The sequence below is a fragment of the Xanthomonas sp. D-36-1 genome (genome assembly GCF_017746155.1).
GTDB lineage: Bacteria > Pseudomonadota > Gammaproteobacteria > Xanthomonadales > Xanthomonadaceae > Xanthomonas > Xanthomonas cissicola.
On record NZ_JAGHWR010000002.1, the window covers coordinates 50,102 to 72,711 of the forward strand.

Annotated in this window: 13 protein-coding genes and 3 pseudogenes; 8 read left to right on the plus strand and 8 right to left on the minus strand. The window is 65.2% G+C overall.

All coding sequences use genetic code 11. The annotated features are described in order from the left end of the window. Positions 1-327 precede the first annotated feature (327 nt). The 6 genes from J7367_RS00510 to J7367_RS00535 all read right to left on the minus strand — a co-directional run bounded on the left by J7367_RS00510 (position 328) and on the right by J7367_RS00535 (position 14,438). Positions 328-2,988, minus strand: a complete 2,661-nt coding sequence (locus J7367_RS00510) for a glycoside hydrolase family 3 C-terminal domain-containing protein (RefSeq protein ID WP_057660157.1) — start codon at positions 2,986-2,988, stop codon at positions 328-330. A gap of 394 nt (positions 2,989-3,382) precedes the next feature. Then, a complete protein-coding gene (locus J7367_RS00515) occupies positions 3,383-6,073 on the minus strand; it encodes a glycoside hydrolase family 2 protein (RefSeq protein WP_057660162.1) in 2,691 nt (896 codons plus the stop codon). Between the two features lie 21 nt (positions 6,074-6,094). After that, positions 6,095-8,545 carry a family 20 glycosylhydrolase gene (locus tag J7367_RS00520; RefSeq protein WP_057660163.1) on the minus strand — a complete coding sequence of 817 codons (2,451 nt, stop codon included), beginning with the start codon at positions 8,543-8,545 and terminating at the stop codon, positions 6,095-6,097. A 257-nt stretch (positions 8,546-8,802) separates the two neighbouring features. Next, positions 8,803-9,870 carry a glycosyl hydrolase family 18 protein gene (locus J7367_RS00525; protein ID WP_057660164.1) on the minus strand — a complete coding sequence of 356 codons (1,068 nt, stop codon included), beginning with the start codon at positions 9,868-9,870 and terminating at the stop codon, positions 8,803-8,805. A gap of 3 nt (positions 9,871-9,873) precedes the next feature. Continuing rightward, the gene (locus J7367_RS00530; protein ID WP_057660166.1) at positions 9,874-11,559 is read right to left on the minus strand and encodes an alpha-L-fucosidase; all 1,686 of its coding nucleotides are present in this window, start codon (positions 11,557-11,559) and stop codon (positions 9,874-9,876) included. A gap of 206 nt (positions 11,560-11,765) precedes the next feature. Next, a complete protein-coding gene (locus tag J7367_RS00535; protein WP_007967998.1) occupies positions 11,766-14,438 on the minus strand; it encodes a TonB-dependent receptor in 2,673 nt (890 codons plus the stop codon). 702 nt (positions 14,439-15,140) lie between these two features. On the opposite strand from J7367_RS00535, the gene J7367_RS00540 reads away from it, so the two are divergent. Then, positions 15,141-16,157 carry a glucokinase family protein gene (locus tag J7367_RS00540; RefSeq protein WP_057660167.1) on the plus strand — a complete coding sequence of 339 codons (1,017 nt, stop codon included), beginning with the start codon at positions 15,141-15,143 and terminating at the stop codon, positions 16,155-16,157. Between the two features lie 296 nt (positions 16,158-16,453). Here J7367_RS00540 and J7367_RS00545 read toward each other — a convergent pair whose 3' ends face one another. Both J7367_RS00545 and bioA read right to left on the minus strand, forming a co-directional pair. Further along, positions 16,454-17,188, minus strand: coding sequence for a 16S rRNA (uracil(1498)-N(3))-methyltransferase (locus J7367_RS00545; RefSeq protein ID WP_003482429.1), 735 nt, complete (start codon positions 17,186-17,188; stop codon positions 16,454-16,456). Continuing rightward, positions 17,179-18,597, minus strand: coding sequence for an adenosylmethionine--8-amino-7-oxononanoate transaminase (gene bioA / locus J7367_RS00550; RefSeq protein WP_057660168.1), 1,419 nt, complete (start codon positions 18,595-18,597; stop codon positions 17,179-17,181). Before bioA ends, J7367_RS00545 begins: the two co-directional genes overlap by 10 nt. Positions 18,598-18,638: 41 nt before the next feature. Between bioA and nudE the strand changes: the two genes are divergently transcribed. From nudE to J7367_RS00585, 7 genes and pseudogenes are all read left to right on the plus strand, one after another. After that, the gene (gene nudE, locus J7367_RS00555) at positions 18,639-19,187 is read left to right on the plus strand and encodes an ADP compounds hydrolase NudE (RefSeq protein WP_003482427.1); all 549 of its coding nucleotides are present in this window, start codon (positions 18,639-18,641) and stop codon (positions 19,185-19,187) included. Beyond that, positions 19,184-19,984, plus strand: a complete 801-nt coding sequence (gene cysQ / locus J7367_RS00560) for a 3'(2'),5'-bisphosphate nucleotidase CysQ (protein WP_057660169.1) — start codon at positions 19,184-19,186, stop codon at positions 19,982-19,984. The genes nudE and cysQ overlap by 4 nt, the downstream gene beginning before the upstream one ends. Before the next feature lie 191 nt (positions 19,985-20,175). Next, positions 20,176-21,195 (plus strand): nucleoside triphosphate pyrophosphohydrolase, encoded by a 1,020-nt coding sequence (gene mazG / locus J7367_RS00565; protein ID WP_057660171.1) that lies wholly within the window; start codon positions 20,176-20,178, stop codon positions 21,193-21,195. Beyond that, positions 21,192-21,527 (plus strand): YnfA family protein, encoded by a 336-nt coding sequence (locus J7367_RS00570; RefSeq protein ID WP_007967986.1) that lies wholly within the window; start codon positions 21,192-21,194, stop codon positions 21,525-21,527. The genes mazG and J7367_RS00570 overlap by 4 nt, the downstream gene beginning before the upstream one ends. Before the next feature lie 141 nt (positions 21,528-21,668). Next, positions 21,669-21,811: pseudogene (locus J7367_RS00575) on the plus strand (SPFH/Band 7/PHB domain protein); the annotation flags it as partial. Between the two features lie 161 nt (positions 21,812-21,972). Continuing rightward, a pseudogene (locus J7367_RS00580) lies at positions 21,973-22,088 on the plus strand (SPFH/Band 7/PHB domain protein); the annotation flags it as partial. Positions 22,089-22,115: 27 nt separating this feature from the next. After that, positions 22,116-22,548 (plus strand): annotated as a pseudogene (locus tag J7367_RS00585) (NfeD family protein). The last annotated feature ends 62 nt before the right edge of the window (positions 22,549-22,610 follow it).

The window sequence follows — 22,610 nt, forward strand, 5'->3', positions numbered from 1 at the left end:
AGGCGCTGGTCGATACGACGATGCTGCATACAACCATCTCCCGGTGCGCGTGCTGCGTGGAAACGCTGTTGCTGTCGATCAGCCCACGGTCATCGCAATGACGAGTGTTGCCGACTGAGGTGAGTGATAGACCGCGCTGTTGCGACTGTCAAGCGGGTGTGAAGTGTGTGCTCAGATCGTCGTGCCGGCTGCGCAATGAAGACGAATACAGCGTCGCGGCACGCGGATGGCGATGATTTCCGATGCGGCGCAGCATTGCCGTGCGTCAACGCAACAGGCGCCGGCTGAAACAGCCGGCGCCTGTTGTGCGTCATGTGATCACAGGCATTACTTGGGCAACGGCGAGCGTCCCTGGATCGAAAACGACGCAGCATTGCCAGCGGCGCCGGTGCCCGGCTGCCCGCCGCCGACGAACAACGTGTAGTCGCCGGCTTCCACTGCGCGCTGCCCGCTGCGATCCACGTCGCTCAAGGCGCGTGCATCCAGATGGAAGGTCAGCGTGCGTTGCTCGCCCGCTGCAAGATGCACGCGCTGAAAACCGACCAGGCTGCGCAACGGCGACTGCGGGCGGTCCGGATATTGCAGATACACCTGCGCCACTTCGTCGCCGGCACGTGCACCGGTGTTGCGCACGGTGGTGGTCACCTGCAGCGGATTGCCGGCTTGCAGCGTGGTCGTGGACAGCTGCGGCGCATCGTAGGCAAAGCGGGTGTAGCTCAGGCCATAGCCGAACGGAAACAGCGGCTCGCCCTTGAAGTAGCGGTAGGTGCGGCCCTTCATGTCGTAACTGACGTAGGCCGGCAGGTCCTTGGTGGAGCGATAGAACGTCACCGGCAGGCGACCGCCGGGATTGTCGTCGCCGGCCAGCATGCGCGCGATCGCGGTGCCGCCGGACTGGCCCGGGTACCACGCGGCCACGATCGCATCGGCATGCGTCTTGGCCCAGTTCAAGGCCACTGCGCTGCCGCTCATCAGCACCACCACCAGCGGTTTGCCCGACGCCTTTGCCCGTTCGAGCAGCGCTTGCTGCGGGGCGGGCAGGGCGATGTCGTTGCGATCGCCGCCGTCGAAGCCGGGGACATCGATCCGCAACTCTTCGCCTTCCACATCCGGCGACAGGCCAACGAAAGCGACCACCGCGTCTGCCTGCGCCACGGCCTGCGCGGCTTCGGCCAGTTGCGCGGCGGCAGGAGCCAGCCATTCCAGGCGCACGCCCTGGTCCTGGCCACGATGCTCCATTTCCAGGCGGATCTTGCGCGGGCGGGTGTCGTCGAAATGCAGCACGGTTTCCACGCTGCGGCCGTCGGCGTTGTGCATGCCGGCCGGCACGTGCTTGTCTTCGGCGTTGCCGGCAACCACCAGCTTGTCGTCGATATACAGGCGTACCGGGTCGTGCCCGCTGCAATCGAAGCAACGCGCCACGCGCACCGCCAGGGTGTAATCGCCAGCGCTGGGCGGCAGCAGTTCGCCGCTCCAGCGCACTGCGTAACGGTCGGCCGGTACGCCCTTTGCCGGGCCGACCTGATCCCAGTTGAAGCTCACCGCGCGGTCCTGCCGCACCACGCGCGCAGCACCGCTCATGTCGACGTTGTCGAAATACTCGCCACGCAATCCCGGCTTGCCGTCGCTGCGCAATGCCGTCTCGGGGATCATGCCCGGCACGCCGGCGGCCAACGGTGCGCCTTGCGCGTAGCTCACCTGCTGTGCACCGAAGCGCTGACGCAGGCCCAGCAATGGCGTCACGGGCGCGGACGAGGTGCCTTGGTAATTGGCCTCCAATGCCGCCAGTGCGTCCGCATTCGGGCCGATCACCGCCAGCCGCGTGCCGGCTTTCAGCGGCAACGTGTTGGCATCGTTCTTCAGCAGCACGATCGACTCGGCAGCCGCCTGCAAGGCCAACGCACGATGCGCCGCGTTGTCCACGTCCTTCGCACCGAGCCGTGCGTACGGATCCTTGCGCGGGGCCTCCAGCTCGCCCAGGCGATAGCGCGCGGCAAACAGGCGCACCAGCGATTGGTCGAGCAAGGCTTCGTCCACGTCGCCGCGTTCGATCGCCGTGCCGAGGTCGCGATAGGCATGCCCGCAATTGAGATCGTGCCCGGCCTTCAGCGCGGCGGCGGACGAGCCGGCGTTGTCGGGGCGGAAGTAATGGAACTGGGTCATGTCATCCACCGCATCGCAGTCGGACACCACAAAGCCCTTGAAGCCCCAGTCGCCACGCACGCGCCCGTTGAGCAGCCAATCGGCGGCGCATGCCGGTGTGCCGTGCAGCGAGTTGTACGCGCACATCACCGAGCCGGCCTGGCCTTCGACCAAGGCGTAGCGGAACGCCGGCGTATAGGTCGCTTCCACATCGTGCGGCGACACATCCACATCGAAACCATGCCGTCCCGGCTCGGGCCCGCTGTGCACTGCGATGTGCTTGGGCGTGGCGATCGTGCGTGGATGGTCGAGATCCTCGCCCTGCAGGCCGCGGATGAAGCCCACCGCCATCTGCCCGGTGAGAAACGGATCCTCGCCGTAGGTTTCCATGCCACGGCCCCAGCGCGGGTCGCGGAAGATGTTGATGTTGGGCGACCAGATGGTCAGACCGGCGTAGCGCTGATGGTCCTTGCCCGGACCGCCGGCCTGGTTGAACTTGGCGCGCGCTTCGGTGGACACCACCGTGCCCACTTGCTGCATCAGGCTGGTATTCCAGCTCGCCGCCAGGCCAATCGACTGCGGAAACACCGTGGCGTAGCCGTTGCGCGCGATGCCGTGCAGGCCTTCGCTCCACCACTCGTAGGCGGGGATGCCCAGGCGCGGAATCGCCGGGGCATCGTTCATGGCCTGAGCCACTTTTTCTTCGCGGCTCATTTGCGCGACCAGCGCGGCGGCGCGCTGTTCGGGCGATCCGGCCGGTTCGGCGGGGGCGGCAAGGGCGAGGCAGGGCAGCGTCAGGCCAAGGCCCACTGCCATGGCAAGGCGCGATACAAACACGGACGACATGGATTCACTCCTGGGCAGCGGCCAAGGCCGCTGGGCATTGTTCTGGTGGTGCCGCAGTGGCTGCGGTGAGGTGAAGGGTGGGGCGCGGCGGTGGCATGCGTGCCGTGGGTGACGGCTGGTGCTGGTCTTGCGGTGGGCCCTCATCCGCCCCTGCGGGGCACCTTCTCCCGCCAGCGGGAGAAGGGCACTCATGAACGAAGGAAGACGTGCATCGCAAGAAATTCAGTCCCTCATCGCAAGGAATCGAGTCCTTCATTGCGAGACATCCAGTCTCTCGTTGCAAGAAATCCAGTCCTTCATTGCAAGAAATCAGTCGCTCATTGCAAGAAATCCAATCCTTCTCCCGCGTTGCGGGAGAAGGTGCCCGAAGGGCGGATGAGGGCCGCTCTGCTTCTTATTTCGCAGCCGCTTCCTCCTGCGGCTCGGCCGGTGCGCCAGCCAGGGTCGAGCCCAGATCGCGCACCTGCAGCGCCGCCTGCACCTGCGCGAGCGGAAGCGTGCTGGAGACATGCACGGTCAGTGGCTCGCCCGGCAGCAGGTCGAAGGCGTTGTCCGAGAGCGTGGCATCCACATCGCCGAACGACAGCCACACCTCGCGCGCCAGCGTGTTGCTGGTCAGGGTGAGTGCGTAGCCACCGCCATCGGCGCGCCACTGGCCGTCGATCTTCGCGGCCGGCAAGGCGAGCTGCTTGGCCGGCGCGAAGAACACCACCTCACGCGACAGCAACGTGTCGCCGTCGAACAGCTCGAACACCGCGTAGGTGCGCTTGGGATCGGCGCTGCCCAGCAATTGCTTGTCGCTGAAGTTGCCGACCTGCAGGCTGCTCAGCGCTTTGACGCTGGCTTTTTCCTCGCGCTTGCTCAACACCTTGCCATCCATACCCATCACCCGCATGCGCCAGCGTGCCGCCAGCGGGGTGGTGCGGTCGGACACCAGCGACACATCGGTCTGGCCCTTGTCGTTACGCAGCGCGGCGATCATTTCCGGCGCGTAGAAGCGGCGTGCATGGTAATGCAGCGCCTTCCAGCGGCCGTCGTAATCCACGCTGGACCACGACGCACCCGGCCACACATCGTTGAGCTGCCAGTACAGCGAACCCATCGACTGCGGGCGCGAGGCGCGCAGATGCGAGGCCGCGATGTGAATGCCTTCGGCCTGCATCAGCTGGCTCAGGTAGACGAAGCTTTCGAAATCCTTGGGCTCGCCGAATTCGCGGCGGATGTACAGCATCAGCCGCTTGTTGCCGTTGCCCTTGTCGAACTTCTGATGCACGCGCATCACCGGCGATTCCGGATCCATGTCGCCGGGCTCGGCAAATGCACGCACGGTGCGCATATCGGGGAACGACTGCAGGCCGTATTCGGACATGAAGCGCGGGGTGACGTTGAGGTATTCGGTGACCGGCAGGGCAGGGCCGCCCCACACCTTCCAGTAATGCATGTCGCCATCGTTGGTCTGGTCGGCCGCGCCATCGAAATCGGTGCCCGGCGAGGTGGCCCAGTACGGCACATCGCTGTCGTAAGTGGCCACCACTTCGCGGAACACGGTGCCGAACAAGGTGGTCATGCCGCGTTCGATGCGGGCGCGTTCTTCCGGGTCCACCGACTGCTTGAACTTGACCCGGTCGCCCCAGTTTTCCCAGCCGGTCTGCACTTCGTTGTTGCCGCACCACAACACGATACTGGGGTGATCGCGCAGCCGCTTGACCTGCTCGATCGCCTCCTGCCGGGTGTTCTCGCGGAACTCCACGTCGTATGGCGGTACCGCGCCGCCGAACATGAAGTCCTGCCAGATCATGATGCCGAGCTCGTCGGCCACGTCGTAGAAATAGTCGTCCTGGTAATGCCCGCCGCCCCACATGCGCAGCATGTTCATGTTGGCATCGCGCGCGTCCTGCAAGGTGCTGCGCATGCGCTCGTGCGTGACACGTGCGGGGAAAGCATCCAGGGGAATCAGGTTTGCCCCCTTGGCGAAGATCGGGATGCCGTTGATCACGATCTCCATGCTCTTGCCGAACTGGTCTTTTTCGCGGCGCAGCTCCACCGAACGCAGGCCGGTGACGCGCTTGATCTGCTGGCTGTCGCCATCGGCATCGCGCACGCTCGCGACGAAGGTGTAGCGGTCCTGCGCGCCATAACCGGCCGGAAACCAGCGCTTGGGCTTGGCGATGCGCACCGCCAGGTCGATGCGGTTCTGGCCCGGGTCGACCACCGCGTCCTGGGTGAACTGGCCGACGTTTTGCCCATCCGGACCCCGTACATCCAGCGTCACCTGCACCGGGCCGCTGCGGCCGGCCTGCAGTTCCAGTTGAGCCTGCAATTGCGCACTGTGCGCATCCACCCGTTGCTGGGCGATATGCAGCCCGTCCACCCGCACGGCATCCCACGCTTCCACGCGCACATCCTTCCAGATGCCGGCGTTGACCATGCGCGGACCCCAGTCCCAGCCAAAGTTGTACGGCGCCTTGCGCACATAGGTCGAGCTGTGCCGTGCCTCCGGCTCGTCCCCGAACGCCGAATCGTAGGCACCCGGCAGCGCATACGGCTGCTTGGCCAGCCACGGCTGGATCTTCTTGATCGGCGAATACAGCTTGACCTCCAGCACGTTGTCGCCGCGCTTGAGCAGGGACTTCGCGTCCACGCGCCATTGCCGGAACATGTTGTCGGCGCTGAGCAGCTGCTTGCCATTGAGGGTGACCTCGGCAAACGTGTCCAGGCCGTCGAACACCAACTCGACATGTTCGCGCTTGAGCGTGGCCGCATCCACGTTGAAGCGGGTCTGGTACTGCCAGTCGCTCAGGCCGGCCCACTGGATCTTGCCTTCGTTGTCGCGATAGAACGGGTCGGGCACGATCTTGGCGGCGATCAGGTCGGTCTGCACCGCACCGGGCACCTGCGCCGGCAGCCACGCCGCGGCTTTCGGATACGTCTTGCCCTGCTCCTGACCCGGCACCAGTCGCACCTGCCAGCCGCCATCCAGCGTCACCGCCGTGGGCGGCGCTGCCCAGGCCTGCGAGATGGCCAAGGCCAGGGCAAGCCCGAGACGGGCGGGGGCGGGAACAAAACGATGACGGGACAGTGGCATGCGTGACTCTCCTAAGGTGGCTCAGCGCGTGGCGGCGGGGGGCGCCTGCGCAGTGGTTTCAATCAATTGAACGGCGCCGATGGCGTACAGAGGGCCGCGAATCGGCGCGGTGAAGCGCAGGCACAGATCGTGGACGCCGGTGCGTGCAGGCAGTGCGGTTTCCAGGGTGAATTGCTCGCCCAGGGTGTCGCTGCGCGGCAGCTGCACGCTGGCGATCAACTCGCCGTCGCAGCCCTGACGCACTTCCAGCTCACCGCCGCGGGTCTTGGCCGGGTACTGCACGACCTTGGATTGCTCGTGCGCCAGTCCGAAGTTGTTGGGCAAGCGTGCGGCTTCGATGCGGATCGCACCGATACCGTCCAGCCGTGCCTGCGGATAAAGGCGGCAGGCTCGGAACAGGTCGACGTTGTACACCGGCGTGTCGGCGCCGGTCATCTCCGGCAACAGCGGCAGGCGCAAGCCGAGCGCGCCGGTTTCAACGCAGTGCTGCAATCCCTGCGTATCCACCCGCAACAAACTCGCGCGATCGAAGGTGCGGCGACGCGTGGCCGCCAGCGGCGTTCCGTTGGCATCGAACGCAGTCGCCTTGACCGTAGTCGGCAATCGAATCGTAAACGGCGCGTTGTAGCGCGGCGATGCCGGCGTCGGGTCGCCGCCGTCGGTAGTGTAGTGAAGCGTGCCCGCGCCGGCTTGCGTGCTCAGCGTCACCTTGGCCGGCCCGCCGGCGAGCACCGGATTGGGTCCGTTTTCCAGGGCGATATCGGCAGCGAATGCGCCATCGCTGTAGTCGATGCCCAGTGCCTTGTAGCGCTGCAGCTGCGCCGGCATGCGCGCCAGGAAGCTGTTCCAGTTACGCGCTGCCGGCGGCGACCAGGTCACTTCCGCCACCGCAGCCAGGCGCGGAAACAGCGCGTGATCCACATGCCAGCGCGAGGGGATGTATTCGGACCACAACGCGCCTTGTGCGCCCAGTACATGCCTGGCCTGTTCGGCGCTGAGCTTGGCCGGCACCGGGTCGAATGCGTAGACCTTGGACAGCGGCAACACGGTCAGGCGACCATTCGGTTCGTCGCTGCGGGTGGTCTGCAGGTTGTCCAGATACAGCCAGTCGCCCGGCGCGAGTACCACATCGTGGCCTTGCTGTGCTGCGGTCACTGCGCCTTCGATGCCGCGCCACGACATCACCGACGCACTCGCCGGCACGCCGCCTTCGAGAATTTCATCCCAGCCGATCATGCGCCGGCCGTGCTGGGTAAGGTAGGCCGCCAGTTGTTCGTTGAACCAGCCCTGCATCGCGTGCGCGTCCTTGACCCCGAGCTTGCGCATCTGCGCGCGCACCGCCGGCGAGGCTTCCCACTGATCCTTCACCGCCTCATCGCCACCGATGTGGATGTAGGTCGACGGGAACAACGTCAGCACCTCGTCCAGTACATTGGTGATGAAGGTCAGGCTGCGTTCGCTGGTGTTGAACAGATACGGGTTGACGCCCCAGTCCACGCCCACCTGCGTGCGTGCGCCGGGTACGCCCACTTCTTCGGGGTAGGCAGCAACGGCTGCCTGTGCATGGCCGGGCATGTCCAGTTCGGGCAGCACGGTGATATGCAGGCGCGCTGCATAGGCGACGATCTCGCTGATCTGTTCCTGGGTGTAGAAGCCGCCATACCGCTGCGGCGTGCCGTGCTGGCCGGCGCCGGGCGGCATGCGCCATGCGCCCACCTCGGTGAGCTTGGGATAGCGCTTGATCTCGATACGCCAGCCCTGATCATCGGTGAGATGCCAATGCAGCACGTTGAGCTTGTGCAGGGCCATCGTATCGAGCACATGCTTGACCGTGTCCACATCATGGAAATGCCGGGCCACATCCAGGTGCTGGCCGCGCCAGCTGAAACGCGGCCAGTCGCGTATCGCCACCGCCGGGACCTGGACCTCGCCCTTGCGCGCATCCGGTGTCATCAATTGCCAGGCGCTGATTGCGCCATACAACAAGCCGGCACCATCGCGCGCGGTGATACGCACGCCCTTGGCATCGGCCTCCAGGCTGTACCCTTCCTTGTGCGCTACCGGGGCCTGCACGCTGCGCTCCAGGCGGATGCTGTCCGGCGAGGCGCTGGTTTCGGCGCGCACTTCCAACCGCAGCCCGCGTGTGCGTTGCAGCAGATCGGCCAGATGTTCGGCACTGCGGCGTGCATCGGCATCGCCGGGCGCGATCGAGATCACCGTGCCGGTGCCCACCGTGAAGCTGCCGCTACCGCGTTTGACCTCCACTGCTGCAGGAATCAGCGGCAACGGCGTACCCGCAGTGTTTGCGGCTGCAGCAGCAGGTGCGCCCGCGGTTGCGGCGGCCGGCGAGGTGCCTGGCGCTCGTTGACCGCAACCGGCCAGCGACGCTGCTACGAATGCAAGCGCAAGCAGGCGCGAGGATAACGGTGCGACGGCTGTCAGGCGTGCGGTGGGTGCGGAGTTCGACATCATGCAATCAGATCCCGATATGGCGGCGGTACACGGCAGCCACGCACAGTAGCAAAGCCGTGTCGGAAGACGCAGTGACTGGCGCACGCTTCGTTCCGCTGCGCAGCGCGGGCACTGCGTGGTCATGCGATCACGTCAGTGGCGCCGGTCGCTGCAAAACCGGCGGGGGCAACGCTGGAATCGGAATGCAGCCCGGCAGTCCGACTCCTTGTACCAACCGCGCCCGCCCGCTCACGGTGCCGTCGTTGCGTCAGCTGCGCTCAGCGCTGCGCAGTCGGTAGCTCGTCCCACACCTTCGGATCTTCGGCGCCCAGCACCCAGCAGCTGAATCCTTCCAGGCCGTATTGTTTGGTCAGCTCGTAACGTGCCTTGAAGCTGCGTGCATCAGGGCGGAACACCCACTCGCGCATGTCGTCGCGATAGAAGTAGAACCACGACTCCTGCTCGACCGGATCCCACTGCACGGTGGCGTTCTGTTCCTGCGCCAGCGGGAACGACTCGTCTGCATCGATATACGTTGCGGAAATATTCGATGCCTCGGTGCCGTCTTCCTTCACCGGGTTGCCGGTGTACCAGCGGTAACCGTAGGTGGCGATGCCCAGCGACAGCTTGTCCTTCGGCACCTGGGTGATGGCGTAATCCAGGTGCTTCTTCATCCACACCATGCCATCGACCGGGCCCGGCGTGGTCCAGCGCGTGTGCTGGTCGTAGGTCATCAGGCTGACCAGATCCACCGCCCGGCCCAGCGCCTTGAGGTCGTACGCACCGCGCCAGTATTCCCACATCCACTTGGAGAACTGACCGCCTTCGGCATAACCCGGTGCGTTCGGCACCACGGCGACCGACATCTTGAAACCGGCCTTGTGCAGCGCGTCTGCGGTCTGCTTGACCATCAGCGTGTAGGCGTCGCGGTCGGTCCAGGCGATGTTTTCGAAATCGAACTGGAAGCCGTAGTACTTGCGCTGCTTGCCGTGGATGAGCAGCGACTCGATCATGCGCTTCTTGGCGGCTTCGTCGTGCATCAGCTTGTGGAAGCCTTCGCGACCGGTGGTCATCGACAGGATCGGCATGACCCGCAGCTTGTGCTGCTTGGCGATGTCGTACAGATACATGTTGGGGGTGCCGTTGACCAGGCCGTTCTGGTCCACGCCATACCAGGTAGGCACCACCACATCGATCTTGTCGACGTTGGCGATGAAGGAGTTGGTCGATTTCTGCGTGTTCATCAGATAGAACAACGCCGTGGGGTTTTTGGCCAAGGCCGGAGCGCAGGTCAGTGCCAGCGCGAGCAACATCCAGGTCAATCGCTTACTCATGAAAGACAACATCCGTCAGGGAGTGGGGGAGGAAAGGTCGATGCGGAAGACGTAGGCACTCTCGCCAACCGGCTTGACCGGCAGGCGCAGATGCAGGCCGTCGGCGCGTTGTTCGAACGGGATCTTCTTGCCGTTTGCCAGCAAGGTCACGGCGCGTACGCCGTCGGCGGCCTTGAGCGAGCCGATCACCGCTTCGCCATTGCTGGGCCAGCCGAGCTCGATCGCATACAGCGCGCCATCGCGCGTGGTGAAGCGGAAATCCTCGGCCGTGTACGGCTTGGTCTTGATGTCCTGGAAGGTGCCGCCCACCACTTCCGTGGGGCCTTCGCCATACACGCGCCACGGCTTGCTGTCGTAGATCGCGCCGCCGTTGGTCTTGAGCCACTTGCCGATCGCCAGCAGGATGCCGCGCTCGGTGTCCGGGATCGAACCATCGGCGCGCGGCCCGATGTTGAGCATCAGGTTGCCGTTCTTGGCCACCACGTCGGCCAGCATGTGGATGATGAAGGTGGGCGACTTGTAGGTGTCGTTTTCGATGTAGCCCCACGAGGCGTTGCTCACCGAGGTGTCGGTCTGCCAATGCGTGGGGTGGATGCCGGTGAGCTGGCCGCGCTCGATATCCAGCGTGCCTGCGCCTTCGGGGAAGGCGCCGAGCTTGTAGTTCACCACCACGCCGCGGTCGGCTTCGGTACGCGCCGCGCCCTTATTGTAGTAATACGCCAGCATCGTCGGCAGGCTGCGGCGGAAGGTGGGGTGGGCAATCCACCAATCGAAATAGATCAGGTCCGGTTGATAGGTATCGATCAACTCGGTGGTGCGCGCCAGCCAATCGTCCAGCCAGGCCTGCGAGACCGGCGTCCAGTCGTTGGCCACATCGGCATCGTCCTTGCCCGGCAGGCGCACCTGCGCCGGACCATACAGCGCCGCGTAACGCGGGTCGTTGACGTCCGAATCGAACTTTCGCCCGCCATCGAAGAACCAGTTGTGTTCGGCGCGGTGCGATGACAGCCCGAAATGCAGCCCCTGTGCGCGGATGGCCCTGGACAGTTCGCCCAGCAGGTCGCGCTTGGGCGCCATCTTCATCGCGGTCCAGTCGGACAACTTGGAATCGTACAGCGCAAAACCGTCGTGGTGTTCGGCCACCGGCACCACATAGCGCGCGCCGGATTGCCGGAACAGCTTGGCCCAGCCAGTCGGGTCGAACTTGGGGGCGGTGAACTTGGGAATCAGATCCTTGTAGCCGGAACGCGCCTGCGGCCCGTAGGTCGCCACATGATGGGCGAATTCCTTGGAGCCTTGCAGATACATGTTGCGCGAATACCACTCGCTGCCGAACGCCGGCACCGAGAACACACCCCAGTGGATGAAGATGCCGAACTTGGCGTTGTCGTACCACGCCGGCGATTGATAGGCCTTCAGTGCCGCCCAATCGGGACGGAACGGACCCTTGCGCGCGCCGGCTTCTGCTTCGCGCACCAGGCGCTCGCGCTCGGGCGCATAAGCGGCGGTGGCATCGAGCCACTGCTGGTCGATCGCGTCGGGGCTGAGCGTGGCGGCGGTGGCGGCGGTCGGCGATTGCGCCGCATTGACGTGCAGCGCGGGCAGCGCGAGCAAGAGAGCGAACGCGAGCATTCGGCTCCTGGGTGCAGCTCCGGCGTGGCGGCGGGATGGAGCCGCGAACTGGCGGCTATCGGTCGTCATGGGAACTGCACTCCTGTAAGCGAAACGCGTCGGTCATGCTGCGGCCGCGCGTGGATGGCGAAAGCGGGCCTGGCCACGCCCCCTCGGCTGCGAAGGGGCGCGGCCAGTACCACTCCTTGGTGCGACATCGACCTGCCGCTGCGGACAGCGACAGGTCCAAAAAAAAGCGCGCCACCGTGGAGGGGCGGTGGCGCGCCGGGACTACGTCAGAACTTGAAGTTCAGCTGGGCCTGGTAGCCGCGGCCGTTCTTGTAGAACGCCGTCGGGGTGTCCCTGGTTCCGCTGTACAAGCGGTAGGTGGAATCCAGCAGATTGGTGGCGCCGAAGGTGAGACCCATGTAGTCGGTGATCTGATACGAGGCGGTCAAATCCAGCTGCTTGTAGCTGTCTGCGAAGTCTTCCGAGCCCAGGCGTCCGATCTGGGTGAAGTACTTCGAGCGGTAGCTGTAGTTGACACGCACCGTCCAGTCGCCGTGTTCCCAATACGGGATCACGTTGTAGGTATCGCGCGACAGGTAGGGCAGGTTCAGGCCGGTGCTCGCATCGGATTTGGCAAACGTGTAGTTCGCCTGGAAACCGAAGCCGAGGCCGAAGGTCTGCTGGTAGTTGATCGATGCGCCCTTGACCTTGGCGTCGGAGACGTTGATCGGCGAGGTAACCGTGTAAATACCAGAGTTGCCGCTGATCGGATCGGTCAACTGCTGCTGGCTGGTGGTATTGACGATGTAGGAGCTGATGTCGCGATAGAACACTTCACCGGACAACATGCTGGACGGCGCGAAATACCATTCGGCAGCCAGATCGTAGTTGGTGGATTCGTACGGCTTCAGATCCGGGTTGCCGCCGCCGGCGGTGAGATTGCCGTTGGCGCTGTTGATGCTGAAGGTACCGGCCAGATCGCCATAGCGTGGGCGTGCGATGACCTTGGCAGCCGAGAAGCGCAGCACGGCATCGTCGGTGACGTCATAGGCGATGTTTAAGCTCGGCAGCGCCTTGCGGTAGTCGTTGTTTTCGGCCACGCGCGAGTAGTTCGTGCCGCCATCGGCAGTCTGCCAGTACAGCGACTTGTCGCTGGTGTCGACCAGACGCACGCCCACGTTACCGCGCCACTTGCCGGTCTCGTAGTTCAACTGGGTATAGACGTTGTGCGTGATCTCCTTCACCTCGAACGAGGAGCCGTAGTCGGGACGATACGGGCCTTGCGGCTGCGACAGCAGATAGTTGCGGATCGAGCTCAGGTTCGCGGTCGGCCAGGTGGTCAGATCGCCACTTGCACCCAAACCGTCGTACAGACCGCTCGGGGTGGTGCCCGGGTTGAACTGGGTCAGCGAGATCGGGTCGGTGGTGTTGATGCGGTTGCCGCGTGCGTCCACACCATTGTTATGGTTGATGTACTTGTAGCCGAACAGCAGTTTGGTGAACGGGCCAACCGCCAGGTCGCGTGCTGCGTCCCACTGGAAATACTTCTCTTCATCCTTGCTCTTCTGATAGAAGATGCCGCCCGCCTGCATGGCGCTGGCATCCTGCGAACCCGGAGCAAGGCCTGCCGGCGAGCCGGGCAGCGTCCAGTTCGATGCACCGCCGTTGGCGTAATTCACCGCGGTGTGCGAACCATCGAAGGCGTAGTTATAGCCGCCATCGGTCATCAGGAACTTCATCAGGTATTCGGGGTTCTTGCCGCCGGTTGCCTGGGTGTCGCCAACCTGGGTGGTGAACACCCACTTCTCACCCGACCAGTCGTGACGCAGATTCAGGCTCTTGGTGGTGACGGTGCTCTCGCGATAGTTCGCATCCAGCTGCGCGTATGGCTGATCGTTGACGCCACCGCGGGTGTTGTCCGATACCGTGGCCGAGGAGACCACGCCGTTCTCGACGTTGGCGCTGGTGATCTTCTGGATGTCGTTGTTACAGGCCGGGCAGACGTAACGCGATTCGCTGAAGTTGTTGTACTTGCCCTTGATGTAGATGCCGGTCAGATTGAATTCGTTCTGGTCGTCGGGCTTCCACTGCAGCGCACCCTGAAGACCGTTGCGCTCGCGTGTCTGCTGGAAGAAGGCGCTATTGATACCGGCCGGCACGCGCGCGGTGGCCACATCGCTGCCGTCGCCGGTGATGGTGGCGGTCGGCGGAATGTTGGCACCGGTGGTGTAGCCGAAGTATTCGATACCGGCGCGCGCCAGGTCCTGCTTGTCGTGCGTGGCCGAAATCAACGCGCCGAAGGTTTCGTCGTCGTTCTTCCAGCTCCACAGCGCCGAGCCACGCGGATTGCCTTCTTCGGAGCGGTCGTTGTAGTTGTAGCCGACCGAGCCGCGGATGGTGTTCTTGGGCAGATCCAGCGGCTTGCGGGTGTGCACGATCACGGTGCCGCCGATCGAGCCTTCGTCGATGCGCGCTTCGGGGGTCTTGTAGACCTCCATCAGGCCGATGATTTCCGGCGACAGCAGCGTGTAGTTGAAGGTACGGCCGCTGGTGTCGGTCGGGTTGCCGCCCCAGTCGCCCGAAGCGATGGTCTGGCCATTGAGCAGCACGCGGTTCAACGCCGGGTCGGTGCCGTTGATGCTGACTTTTTCGCCTTCGCCGAACTGGCGGTCGACGCTGATACCCGGAAGATGCGACAGCGATTCGGCCGCATTGACGTCCGGGAACTTGCCGATGTCTTCGGCGCTGATCGCATCGACGATGGAGTTGGCCGAGCGCTTGACCGCCTGGCTCTTCTCCAGCGACGCGCGGTAGCCGGTGACGGTGATGGTATCCAGCTCGGTGGTGGCCGACGGCGTGCTGGCCGGAGCTTGTTGTTCTTGTCCGGCAGCCATTGCAGAGCCGGAGCAGTACAGAGCGGCGGTGATACAGAGTGCTAACGTCGTGGTGCGGCTGTGCATGGCTAAACCTCATTGGTTAGTGCTGTGAGCGCGCTGCCCTGCGATAGGACGCAACGCGCTCGGCGTGGCCGGCAAAACAACACGCCCTGACCGATCGCGGTGATTGCGCTGGCAGGCTTCTTTCGAAGCACAGTGCAGGCGATTCGCGTGGTGAAGGAGGTGTCCCCCGTGTGGTGAAGCGGTGGAGCTAAACGCACATCAGCGAGCGGGAACGTCTGGCGACGCACGACTCGCGAATCTGGAATGCCAGGCGAGGGAATGCCCGTTCTTCAGTACCGAACAGTCCATGGCCCCTCCTGCCAGAACCCCGATTTGAATCGAGTCTCGCGTAGCCCTGACAGCGTTGTCAACACGTCGTCACAGATCTCTGATGTGGCCGCGACTGCGCTGCAATGCAGCATTTCCGGGCAAAGGCAGACGCTGCGCCGCAGCATTTTGCGCAATGCGCTTCGCGAGCGCGACTGCTACCATCGGCGCGTACTATCGTAAAGACCACAACGCCACCGCTTCGCCCTGAAGTTGTGCTGGAATCGCCGGCGCGCCTGCGGATTTTTGGCGAATGATGCGCGCCGTTACAATCGGGCCATGTCGCGGTTGCGACGGTTGCGTTACAAGACGATTGCTGACAACGTTGTCTACCCGTTTGCCGTTCGTCGGATAAACGGACGACGAGCCAGCCGCCGGCACTGATCAGGAGAATGCGTGAGCGCAAGCAGTCCAATGGAAGCGGTGGCCTTTCCGCGCCCCGAAACCTTCGTGGCCGCCGATGTGGGCGGGACGCACGTGCGCCTGGCGCTGGTATGCGAGAGCAATGACGCGGGCAAGCCGATCACGGTGCTGGACTACCGCAAGTACCGCTGCGCCGACTATCCGGGCCTCGCCGACATCATGGCCGCGTTCTTCGCGGAACTGGGTTGTGCACCAGTACGCCGGGGCGTGATCGCCAGCGCCGGCTACGCGCTGGAAGACGGTAGCGTGATCACCACCAATCTGCCCTGGGTGCTGGCGCCGGAGCAGATTCGCCGCCAGCTCGGCATGCAGGCCCTGCATCTGGTCAACGATTTCGAAGCGGTCGCCTATGCGGCCAATTACATGAGCGGCAACCAGGTCATGCAGTTGTCTGGCCCGGTGCAGGGTGCCGCAGGCCCGGCGTTGGTGCTTGGTCCGGGCACGGGCCTGGGCGCGGCGCTGTGGATCCCCAACGGTGGTCACCCGGTGGTGCTGCCCACCGAAGCCGGCCACGCTGCACTGGCGCCGGCAAGCGATCTGGAAATGGCGTTGCTGCAGGAACTGCGGCGCACGCGCACCCACGTGGGGACCGAAACGCTGTTGTCAGGTCCGGGCCTGTTGAATCTGTACACCGCGCTGGCGGCCTTGCGTGGCGAGACCGTGGTGCACGCCAGCCCGGCCGATATCACCGCTGCCGCAATGGCCGGCAACGATGGATTGGCGCACGATGCCCTGCAGGCGTTTTGCGGATTTATGGGCAGCGTGGTCGGCGACCTGATGCTGCTGTATGGCGTGCGCAGTGGCGTTTATCTGGCTGGCGGTTTCCTGCCGCAAATCGCCACCTTTATCGCCGATAGCGACTTCGTCGCGCGCCTGCTCGACAAGGGCGCCTTGCGTCCCGCGCTGGAGCAGGTGCCGGTGAGCATCGTCGAGCACGGCCAGCTTGGCGTCATCGGTGCTGCCAGTTGGTTCCTGCAGCGCGGTCGCTGAGAGCTCCACATGGCAGGTGCAGCAGGCCGGCTGCACCAGATCGATCAACTCCGCATTCCGTAGGAGCGCACCCGGGCGCGACGCGGCGTTGCCGATAAGGCCCTGTCGCGCCCAGGTGCGCTCCTACGGGCCAGCGCGGGTATCAGGCCGGGACACGCGACGGAGCCGTCCACATGCAACGGACGGCGCAATGCCGAGCAAATTCCCGCATTCCGGTAGGAGCGCACCCGGGCGGGACGAGGCGTTACCGATAAACGCCTGGTCGCGCCCGGGTGCGCCCCTACGATGTCATGGCGCTATAGGTCCCCGAACCGCGACTGCAGCGCCGCAATCGCCGCCAGCCCCGCCGTTTCGGTGCGCAGAATGCGCGGCCCCAGCTGCAGGCCGCTGAAACCCGCCTCGGCAAGCAGTGCGCGATCGCGTGGCGACCAGCCGCCTTCCGGCCCGATCGCCACGACGATGTGTTGCTGGATGCTTGATGCCAACGTGCCCAGGCGATGCTCGCCCTGCGGGTCCAGCGTCAGCCGTAGCGCATGCGCGTCGCTGGCCTGCGCCGCGTCCTGCAGACCCTGCGGCGCGGCCACGCTGGGAAGACGTGCGCGCCCGGATTGCTCGCAGGCCGACACCACCACGCTGCGCCAGTGCGCCACGCGTTTTTCGGTGCGCGCCGCATCGAGCTTGACCTCGGTGCGCTCGGCGATCACCGGCACGATCGCCGCAACGCCCAATTCGGTGGCCTTCTGCAGGATCAGATCCATCTTCTCGCCGCGCGCGATGCCTTGCATCAAGGTGATACGCAGCGGCGATTCGTTGGAGAGCGGCTCGGCACGTTCCACCCGCGCACGTGCATCGCGCTTGCCCGCCACGGTGATGCGTGCGTGGTAATCGCTGCCGTCGCCGTTGAACAGGATGCAGGCATCGCCCTCGCGCAGCCGCAGTACCCGCAGCAGGTGATTGGCCGACTCTTCCGGCAATGTCACTTCCTGGTCGCAGTGCAGTGGCAGCGCGACATGCGAACGGGTCAGGCGCATGCGACCGCCTCCGTGATGGCATGGCGGGTGGTGTCGGCCAACAACGCAAGCTGCGACTCGTCCACGCAATACGGTGGCATCCAGTACAGCACGTCGCCAAGCGGGCGCAGCACCACGCCTTTTTCGAGCGCCGCGCGATACGCCTTCAGGCCGACGCGTGCGGCAGAGGCAAACGGCGTGCGCTTGTTACCGCCCTGGGTCAGCTCGAAGGCCACGATCATGCCGGCCTGGCGCACGTCTGCCACGACCGGGTGTTCGCCGATCTGCGCAGCGAGTGCGCGCATGCGCGCGGCGATGGGTTGGTTACGCGCAATCACGTCGTCGTCTGCGAAGATCTTCAAGGTCGCCAGCGCCGCGGCACATGCCAGCGGGTTGCCGGTGTAGCTGTGCGAATGCAGAAACGCACGCTCGCGCGAATCGTCCAGAAATTCGTCGTACAACTGCTGCGTGGCCAGCACCGCCGACAGCGGCAGGAAGCCGCCGGTCAGTCCCTTCGACAGGCACAACAGGTCGGGCATCACGCCGGCCTGTTCGCAGGCAAACAGGGTGCCGGTACGGCCGAAGCCGGTGGCGATCTCGTCGGCGATCAAGAATGCACCATGGGCATCGCATAATTCGCGCGCGCGGCGCAGATACGCCGGGTGGTACATGCGCATCCCGCCCGCGCATTGCACGCGCGGCTCCAGGATCAGCGCACAGATTTCGCCGGGCGAGCGTTCGAACAGTGCCTGCAACGCATCGGCTGCCTGCAGCGCATAGTCTTCGGCGCTTTGCCCCGGTTCGGCCAGGTAGGCATCGGGCGAGGGCGTGAACATCGCCTCCAGCAACAGCGGCGCATACACGCGCCGGTACAGCGGAATATCGCCAACCGATAGCGCGCCGATGGTTTCGCCGTGGTAACCATTCTCCAGTGCGATGAACCGCGTCCGCCGGTGGTCGCCGCGATTGTGGAAGTAATGAAACGCCATCTTCAGTGCCACCTCCACGCCGGCCGATCCGTTGTCGGCGTAGAACACCTTGGACAGCGGCGCGCGCCCGGCCTGGCGTGGCGCGATCGCCAGCAACTGCTCGGCCAGTTGCACGGCCGGCGTATGCGTGAAGCCGGCCAGCATCACCTGCTCCAGTTCGCCGGCCTGGCGCGCGATGGCCGCGCCGATGCGCGGTTCGGTATGACCGAACAGGTTGGTCCACCAACTGCTCACCGCGTCCAGATAGCGGCGGCCGTCATGGCCGACCAGCCATGCGCCTTCGCCACGCGCGATCGGCACCAGCGGCAGCGTGTGCGGGTGCTCACGCATCTGCGTGCAGGGGTGCCACACCACGGCAAGATCGCGTTGCCGCCAATGTTCGGCAGTTTGTGCGGCTGCAGGGTCTGCTAGGATTTCGGGTTCATGGACATGTCGATGCATCCGCCTATTCTATCGGCCCGCTTTGCGGCTGCGTGCGACGCATGAGCTCGCGCCTGCCGATCATCCACAAGATCACCGATCTGGGCGACGGGCCGTTCCGTCGGCAGCAGCTGGATCTGGAGTTCTCCAACGGGCAGCGTCGCATCTACGAACGCCAACTCAGCCAGGGCCATGGCGCCGTGGTGGTGGTACCGATGCTCGATGCGCAAACCGTGCTGCTGGTGCGCGAATACGCCGCCGGCGTGCATCGCTACGAACTCGGTCTGGTCAAGGGCCGCATCGACGCCGGCGAAACACCCGAGCAGGCCGCCGACCGCGAGCTCAAGGAAGAAGCCGGCTACGGCGCACGCCAGGTCCAGGTGCTGCGCGCGATGACGCTCGCTCCTACTTATATGAGTCACCAATCCTGGTTGGTGCTGGCACGCGACCTCTATCCCGAGCGCCTGGTCGGCGACGAGCCGGAAGAGATGGACGTGGTGCCGTGGCCAATCGCACGTCTGGACGAATTGATGCTGCGCGAAGATTTTTCCGAAGGCCGCTCGCTGGCCGCCTTGTTCATTGCGCGCGAGTGGCTGGAGCGCAATCCATGATCCGCATCCCGATGGAGCTGCGCGAAACCGTGATCGCCATCGCGCGCGATGCCGGTGCCGCAATCATGGAGGTCTACGCGCAGGACTTTTCGGTGGAGATCAAGGACGACGCCAGCCCGCTGACCCAGGCCGACCTGGCGGCCAACCGCGTCATCGTCGACGGCCTGCGCCGTGTCACCCCGGATGTGCCGGTGCTGTCGGAAGAGTCTGCGCACGTGGCCTGGGAACAACGCCAGTACTGGACCAGTTACTGGCTGGTCGATCCGCTCGATGGCACCCGCGAATTCGTCAAGCGCAATGGCGAGTTCAGCGTCAACATCGCGCTCATCCATATGGGCGCACCGATGCTCGGGGTGGTGCAGGCGCCGGTCGACGGGCGGGTCTGGTATGCCGCGCGTGGCGAGAACGCCTTCCGCCGCGATGGCGACCGCGATGAGATGCTGCACACGCGCACCCCGGCCGCCACGCCGTTGCGGGTGGCAGCCAGCCGTTCGCATCGCGACGCGCGGACTGCCGCCGCGCTGGAGCGGATGGGCGAGATCGACGTGGTCGCGCAAGGGTCGTCGTTGAAGTTCTGCCGCATCGCCGAGGGCGATCTGGACGTGTATCCACGTTTCGGCCCCACCTCCGAGTGGGACACCGCCGCTGGTCAGTGCGTGCTGCATGCGGCCGGTGGCGTGTTGCTGGCCGGCGCTAGCGGCAAGCCGTTCCGCTACAACCGCCGCGACACCTTGCTCAACGGCGACTTCATCGCACTGGGCGATCCCAATCTGCCCTGGCGCGATTGGCTGGCCTGAGCGGCATGCGCGCCGTCGTCGCGACGGCATGGCTGTGCAAGGTCCTGACGCACTGAAAGGTACACTCCGGTCTCCCGGCACGCACTTGCGTGCCGCGCGTTGTTGCGGTGTGCAACGGCCGCGTGCGTCGCTTGGCGTCGCGTGGGACATGCGCCGGTGGCGCACCCACTCACAGGTTCCAGGAATACACGATGTCTCAGACCCCATCCACCGGCGATGTCCAGCAGCTGTTGCACGTGATGGCGCGCCTGCGCGATCGCGAACACGGCTGTCCCTGGGATGTGCAGCAGACCTTCGCCAGCATCGCGCCGTACACCATCGAAGAAGCCTACGGGGTGGCCGATGCGATCGATCGCAACGACCTGGCTGGCCTGCGCGAGGAGTTGGGCGACCTGTTGCTGCAGGTGGTCTTCCATTCGCAGATGGCGGCCGAGCAGGGGGCGTTTACATTCGCCGACGTGGTCGCCACGCTCAGCGACAAGCTCGTAAGGCGCCACCCGCATGTGTTCGCTGCGCAATCGGCGCCCGATGCGCAGGCGGTGAGCGCCAACTGGGAGCAGATCAAGCGCGAAGAACGCCGTGCTGCCGGCAACCAAGACGACTCCGCACTTGCCGGCATCGCGCGCGGGCTGCCCGAATGGCAGCGATCCACCAAACTGCAGTCGCGTGCGGCGCGAGTGGGTTTCGATTGGCCCGGCCCGGTGCCGGTGCTGGAAAAACTGCAGGAAGAAGTCGAAGAGTTGCGCGTGGAATTCGCACGCGGCCCGGTCGCCGACAATCAGGCCCGGCTGGAAGACGAACTGGGCGATGTGTTGTTCGTCTGCGCCAACCTGGCGCGCCATGCCAAGGTGGATGTCGGCGCCGCGTTGCGGCACGCCAACCTGAAATTCGAACGTCGCTTTCGTGCGATGGAAGCGCAGGCGCGTACTGCCGGCACCTCGTTGAACGCGTTGTCGCTGGGCGAGCAGGAAGCGTTGTGGCAACAGGCCAAGCGTGAGGAGCGCAGCGGCGATGTGCCGGCAGTCGACAGTCCGGCCGTCGACGCTTCCGCGGGCGACGCATCGGCCTTGCACGCCCCGGTGTCCCACGCGCCGCCGGTGCACGGCCCTGTCAGCAGTCACCCGTCCGTTGGCGGTGAGGTTTCCCGCGGCGCAATGGGCGATCAAACCGACGTCAATGGCACCGACTTCGAAACGCCGCGCCCCGCATGACGATCGCGCCGACCACGCTGCTGCTGTTTGCCGCGACGGCGCTCGCCGAGTTGGTGGGTTGCTACCTTCCTTATTTCTGGCTGCGCAAGGGTGGCAGCGTGTGGTTGCTGCTGCCCACTACGCTGAGTCTTGCCGTCTTCGTCTGGCTGTTGAGCTTGCATCCGGAAGCGAGCGGTCGCGTGTACGCGGCCTATGGCGGCGTCTACATCGCCAGCGCGCTGTTGTGGCTGTGGTGGGTGGACGGCGTGACGCCAACGCGCTGGGATCTGCTAGGCGCTGCCTGTTGCCTGTTTGGCATGGCGGTCATCATGTTCTCGCCACGTAGCGCCTGACCGCGCTCGTTGGCTGTCTTACCACGGCCGCAGGGTGCAGCGGCTGCGCCCGGGCCCGCTCCGCACGTGCCGGCGTAAGCCGCCGGGAGCGCCGAAGCATACTCACGCACGGATAGATCCACGACCTGCAAGGGGCTGCACCTGTTTCCGACTTCATTTCTCGCCACCGTCGTTCTGGTTGCCGGTGTCGTTGTCCTGTTCAAAACCCGTGCGCATGGTGCCGCCACACCATGAGCCCGGGGCTGCGTTTCCTGATGCCGGTGGTCTACGGCGGGGGCGCGCAACGGAGTATCGGCGCGCCACTGGACACTTCCCGGATGGGGGGCGTCGGCGCCACGCAGCGTGCGCCGCGCGGCTTGCCTGGGCGCCAGCCGAGCCGGCGCCACGCAGCACCCGCTCCGCACCGCTGACGGCCGACGCATCTCATCTCAACGCCCGCAACACGCTCTATATCCGCGACATCCAGCCGCCGCGCGACCTGATCGATTCGATGGCGCGGCAGATGAAGGCCGAGCGCGAAAGCGTGCGCAGATCCTCGAAGCCGAAGGCTCGCGTCAATCGATGCCGCCGCGCGCGGCAGGCTGAGCCATGCGCTGGGACATGGCGGTCTGGGCAGTGCTGGCGCTGCTGCTGATTGCGGCCGAGACCCTGGTGCCGGGTGCCTTCCTGCTGTGGATGGGGATCGCTGCCGCAGCGATGTGCTTATTGGTGCTGGTGTTGCCGGACATCGCATTGCTGTGGCAAATCGTGGCATCCGTGCTGCTCAGCTTCCTCTCGGTGCAGGTCTATCGCACCTGGTTCGCGGCAAGGGCCCCAGAGCGATCGCCCGCTGCTCAATCGGCGTGCCGAGCAGTTGATCGGCCGTTGCGTGCCGCCCGATCAGGCCATCCACGATGGTTGCGGCCGCGCCAAGGTCGATGATGCGTTCTGGGTGGTGGCCCGCCCGGACCTGCCGGCCGGCACGCCGCTGCGCATCGTCGGCGTCGATGGCATGACCTCGCTGGTGCAGCTGGCCGGTTGATGTACGCCGGCAGGGCATGCACTGCGGTGCCTACCTCGGCACTGTTGCAGCGCGGCGTAGCG

Bases quoted from the DNA above. Each gene is read 5' to 3' on its own strand.
- J7367_RS00535 (WP_007967998.1), bottom strand. From the start codon at position 14,438: ATGCACAGCCGCACCACGACGTTAGCACTCTGTATCACCGCCGCTCTG.
- J7367_RS00510 (WP_057660157.1), bottom strand. From the start codon at position 2,988: ATGTCGTCCGTGTTTGTATCGCGCCTTGCCATGGCAGTGGGCCTTGGC.
- J7367_RS00515 (WP_057660162.1), bottom strand. From the start codon at position 6,073: ATGCCACTGTCCCGTCATCGTTTTGTTCCCGCCCCCGCCCGTCTCGGG.
- J7367_RS00570 (WP_007967986.1), top strand. From the start codon at position 21,192: ATGACGATCGCGCCGACCACGCTGCTGCTGTTTGCCGCGACGGCGCTC.
- cysQ (WP_057660169.1), top strand. From the start codon at position 19,184: ATGATCCGCATCCCGATGGAGCTGCGCGAAACCGTGATCGCCATCGCG.
- mazG (WP_057660171.1), top strand. From the start codon at position 20,176: ATGTCTCAGACCCCATCCACCGGCGATGTCCAGCAGCTGTTGCACGTG.
- nudE (WP_003482427.1), top strand. From the start codon at position 18,639: ATGAGCTCGCGCCTGCCGATCATCCACAAGATCACCGATCTGGGCGAC.
- J7367_RS00545 (WP_003482429.1), bottom strand. From the start codon at position 17,188: ATGCGCCTGACCCGTTCGCATGTCGCGCTGCCACTGCACTGCGACCAG.
- J7367_RS00530 (WP_057660166.1), bottom strand. From the start codon at position 11,559: ATGACGACCGATAGCCGCCAGTTCGCGGCTCCATCCCGCCGCCACGCC.
- J7367_RS00525 (WP_057660164.1), bottom strand. From the start codon at position 9,870: ATGTTGTCTTTCATGAGTAAGCGATTGACCTGGATGTTGCTCGCGCTG.
- J7367_RS00520 (WP_057660163.1), bottom strand. From the start codon at position 8,545: ATGATGTCGAACTCCGCACCCACCGCACGCCTGACAGCCGTCGCACCG.
- bioA (WP_057660168.1), bottom strand. From the start codon at position 18,597: ATGCATCGACATGTCCATGAACCCGAAATCCTAGCAGACCCTGCAGCC.